This is a genomic window from Kitasatospora sp. NPDC091257 (assembly GCF_044757675.1).
In the GTDB taxonomy this organism is placed as follows: Bacteria; Actinomycetota; Actinomycetes; order Streptomycetales; family Streptomycetaceae; genus Kitasatospora; species Kitasatospora lactacystinica.
Genome location: NZ_JBIVVI010000830.1, coordinates 1 through 4,176, shown reverse-complemented (window position 1 = coordinate 4,176; position 4,176 = coordinate 1). Strand labels below are relative to the sequence as shown.

4 protein-coding genes are annotated in these 4,176 nt (G+C 74.5%); 1 reads left to right on the top strand and 3 read right to left on the bottom strand.

Going from position 1 to position 4,176, the window contains the following annotated elements; all coding sequences use genetic code 11:
* The coding region (locus tag ACIQOV_RS30395) for a hypothetical protein (protein ID WP_401053812.1) at positions 1-704 on the top strand (704 nt) is incomplete at its 5' end.
* A 27-nt stretch (positions 705-731) separates the two neighbouring features.
* On the opposite strand, the gene ACIQOV_RS30390 is transcribed toward ACIQOV_RS30395, so the two are convergent.
* The 3 genes from ACIQOV_RS30390 to ACIQOV_RS30380 all read right to left on the bottom strand — a co-directional run.
* Positions 732-2,084, bottom strand: a complete 1,353-nt coding sequence (locus ACIQOV_RS30390; RefSeq protein WP_401053811.1) for an aldehyde dehydrogenase family protein — start codon at positions 2,082-2,084, stop codon at positions 732-734.
* A complete protein-coding gene (locus tag ACIQOV_RS30385; RefSeq protein ID WP_401053810.1) occupies positions 2,081-3,472 on the bottom strand; it encodes a carotenoid oxygenase family protein in 1,392 nt (463 codons plus the stop codon). Before ACIQOV_RS30385 ends, ACIQOV_RS30390 begins: the two co-directional genes overlap by 4 nt.
* Positions 3,473-3,623: 151 nt before the next feature.
* Positions 3,624-4,176: DUF4241 domain-containing protein (locus ACIQOV_RS30380; protein ID WP_401053809.1), on the bottom strand; the 553-nt coding region annotated here is incomplete at its 5' end.

Below are 4,176 nucleotides of genomic sequence, written 5' to 3'. Positions count from 1 at the left end.
CCGTACGAACGCCACCACCCCGCCCCCACGGCCCCTCCCGTCCTCGGAAGCGCCGCCCCGCCGCCCGGGTCGTGGCCCGGGTCCTGCTCGTCCTGACCGGTCTGGCCGCCGTCGCCCTCGGCTTCTCCTGGTTCGTCGACGCCTTCGACGCGGCGACCGCCTACCGCGGCGCCCCGGCCTGCACCGCGCCCGCCTCCGCCTCCGAGCCCGCCACGGACTGCACCACCCACGAGACCGGCCGGGTGACGGACAGGAGGGCCGGCTCGAACGAGGATTCCCCCCACTACGAGGTGACCGTCTCCCGCGAGGCCGCGCCCACCGACACCTACGCCGTCTCCGACGGCCTCTACGGCAGCGTCCGGAGCGGCGACAACGTGGACCTCACCCTGTGGAACGGCCACGTCGTGGAGATCTCCCACCAGGGCCACCGCTCCCCGGTCACCGAGGTCCCCTGGCTCACCTTCCTCGAACTGGCCCTGCTGGTCGGCGCGGGAACCCTGCTCGCCGTCCACGCCCTGCTCCGTCGCAGCCGGGACAGCTGGGTCCTCCCCGCCATCGCCTGTCTGTTCCTCTCCGTCTTCGCCTTCGCCGGCAGCGTCCTCCTGATCGCGCTCCAGTGGTCCTTCGCCTTCACCCTCACCGTCTCGATCGCCGGCTGGCTCGCCCTCACCACCGCGATCACCGCGATGTGCTGGGAGGACTGACGCCGTGACCACGGAGGTTCGCGCCGCTCAGTCCAGCGGCACGTCCAGGCAGGCCCGGCGGTGGCTGAAGGTGTCGATCGACCAGCGGCCGTGGTACCGGCCGGAGCCGCTCTCCCCCACTCCGCCGAACGGGAGTTCCGGGATGCCCAGGTGAGCCACCGGGAGGCCGAAGTTCAGGCCGCCCGAGCTGGTCTCCTCCGCCAGGCGCCGACGGGCGTGCCCGTCCTCGGTGAAGGCGTAGAGCGCGAGGGGGCGGTCCCGCTCGTTGATGAAGGCGATCGCCTCGTCCAGGCCGGTGACCTCGACGACGGGCAGGACGGGGCCGAAGATCTCCTCCCGCATGACCGGGGCGTCCGGCCGCACCTCGGCGAGCAGGGTGGGCGCGATGTAGCGGTCCGCGCGGTCGTGCCGGCCGCCGAAGACCGTGCGCCCCGAGTCGAGGAGGGCGACGACCCGGTCGAAGTGCCGCTCGTCGACGAGGCGTCCGTACGCCCGCGACCGCGCCGGGTCGGGGCCGTACAGCTCGGTGACCGCCCGCCCCAGGGCGCCTTCCAGCGCCCGGGCCGTGGCCGGGTCGGCCAGCAGGTAGTCGGGGGCGACGCAGGTCTGCCCGGCGTTGGCGAACTTGGCGCGGGCCAGTCGGGCCGCGACCACCCCGAGGTCGACGCCCCGGTCGACGAACACCGGTGACTTGCCGCCCAGTTCGAGGGTGACCGGGGTCAGGTGCTCGGCGGCGGCCCGCAGCACCGCCCGGCCGAAGCCGGCGTTGCCGGTGTAGAGGATGTGGTCGAAGCGCTCGGCCAGCAGGGCGGTGGCCGTCTCCCCGCCGCCCTCCAGCACGGCGATCGCCGCCGGGTCCACGTACTGCGGCAGCAGCCGCGCCAGCAGGGCCGAGCAGGCCGGCGCCAGCTCGCTCGGCTTGGCCAGCACCGTGTTGCCCGCGGCGATCGCACCCGCCACCGGCACCAGCAGCAGCTGCACCGGGTAGTTCCAGGGCGCGATGACCAGGACGGTCCCGAGCGGGTCGTGGCGGGTGTGGGCGCTCGTCCCCGGCGGCAGCCGGGTGAGCGCGGCGGCGGGCACCGGCTCGGGGTGCAGCCAGTGCTCCAGGTTCCGCAGGGTGTGGTCGATCTCCCGTACGGTGAAGTCGACTTCGGCGAGGTCGGCCTCGGCGCGCGGCTTGCGCAGATCGGCGTGGAGGGCGGCGGCGATCTCCTCGCGGTGCCCGATCAGCAGGGCGCGCAGCCCGGTCAGCTGCTCGGTGCGCCAGGCGAGCGGCCGGGTGCGGCCGGTGCGGAAGGTCGCGCGCAGCCGGGCGACGGCCCCGGCCGGCGTGTCCGAGGGCCGGCTGTCCGAGGATGTGATGGGCGGGGTGCTCATGCGGAGTCCTCCCGGGCGGGGTCGGGGATCCAGCTGCCGTGGAAGCCGGCCGGCACCCGCACCGGCAGGTGGACGGTGGCGAGCGGGTCGCCGGTGAAGTCCTCGGCGGAGAGGACGACCAGGTCGCTCGCGCCCCGCTCGGGGTCGTGGACGTAGGCCAGCAGGTAGCCGTCGTCCTCGCCGCGGGCGCCCTGCCGCGGGACGAAGGAGGCCTCGCCGGTGTAGCGGCCGGCGCCGAACCGCCGCACGGTGCTGGACCGCCGGCTCAGGTCGTGCTTGATCAGGGCGTCCCCGGCGGCCTCCGGGGTCAGGGCTTCCAGGGCCCCGGCCGCCGCGAAGTGGCGCAGCAGGTCGCCGGCCACGGTGGAGTACCCGTAGCGGTGGGCGCCGCCGACCACCGCCGGGCTGACCGCCGGGAACTCCTGCGGCCGGTCGTCCAGGCGGGTCTCGGCGACCCTGCCGGAGACGGTGTCGACGGTCCAGCGGTCCAGGGTGGGGCTGCTCTGCCCGTCCAGCGCGCCGCCGGCGAACATCCGCGGGTAGCGGACCACGTCGATGACGACCCGGTGGCCGTCCTCGTGGGCGTTGAGCGTGTGGAAGACGAAGCAGGGCTCGACCTCGAACCAGGCGACCTCGGTGCCGTCGCGGGGCAGCAGCCCGATCCGCGCGCCGCCGGTCTCGTCCCAGACCGCCGGGTACGTCTTGCGCGCCCGGTTGTCGGCCGTGCTGACGCGCGCCGCGAGGTCGAGGACGACGGCGAAGTTCCGGGTCAGCGCCATGTCGTGCACCACCGGCCGGTGCGCGACCGGGACGTCCACGGCCCGGACGACGCCTCCCTGCGGGGAGAGCACCAGGTGCCGCAGGTTCTCGCTGTCCCGCTGCCAGGTGATCGCGTGCAGCTCGCCGGTGACCGGGTCGAGCTTCGGGTGGGCGGCGAACCCGTCGGGCAGCGTGCCGCAGAAGTCGCTGGCGCCCACCGTCTCGATCTCGTAGGAGAGTTCGTACGGGCGGAAGCCGCCCTCGACCAGCGCGAAGGTGCGGTCGGCGTGCCCGATGACGTGGGTGTTGGGCGCGACGTCGGTGATCCGCGGAGCGGCGCCGGGGCGCGGCCGCTCCCCCAGGGCCTCGGCCACGGCGGCGCTGCGCACCAGCCGGTTGCGGTACCACCGGGCCCGCCCGTCGAGCAGCCGCACCCCGTGCACCATGGCGTACCCGCCGAACAGGTGCCTCGGCCTGGGGTCCTCCGCCCGCATCCCGTTGGGCCCGTTGCGCAGGTACCGGCCGTTGAGCTCGGCCGGGATCGTGCCCGTGACCGGCAGGTCGAACGCGGTGACTTCCTCGCCCACCGGCGTGTAGGCACCCGTGAACGGATTGGTGACGGTGGACACCGCAGACTCCTCCAGGCCGTTTCCGACGTCCGCTGCTCCCGCTGGGCAGCGCGTCCGGATCAACGACCCGACCGCCCGCCGGGTGACGGCCGGTGGCGCGTGGGCGTCACGCCCGCCGGAGGGCGCGGGCCTCACGCCCGCCGGAGGGCCGTCATCCGGTCGACGGTTCCAGAGAGCCGACTTCGAAGACGTCCGCCACGACGACCGCCGTGACCTCACCCGCGTCGTCGTGTCCCACCCAGACCGGGTAGACGCCGTCTCCGCCCAGCACGAAGGTGACCAGCTCGGCCCCGCCGGCCTCCTCGGTCACCTTGCCGTAGCCGCCGTCGAGTTCGTGGAGGTCGTCGCCACCGCCGGAGGTGAGGGCGTCCATGAAGCGGCGGCCCAGGTCGGTTCGGGCCGCGGACTCGACGAAGCAGCCGGTGGCGGAGTCGACGCCGAAGCCGAAGTACTGGCCGTCGCGCAGCAGCCTCGGGTCCTCTCCCGGCGGGACCGCCATCGTCCAGCGGGCGGTCGGCTTCTCGCTCACCAGCACGCGCACGGCGTAGGTGTCGCGGGCGGTGAAGCGATCGCCGAACATCTCGTCCTCGTAACTGGCGCCGGTCTCCTGCACCGGGTGGACACCGGGCGGAACCTCGATCACCAGTGGGTCGCCCTCCGCGCCGACGGGCAGGTACGAGGGGTCGCAGACCGCCAGCCGCCCC

Bases quoted from the DNA above. Each gene is read 5' to 3' on its own strand.
- ACIQOV_RS30390 (WP_401053811.1), bottom strand. From the start codon at position 2,084: ATGAGCACCCCGCCCATCACATCCTCGGACAGCCGGCCCTCGGACACG.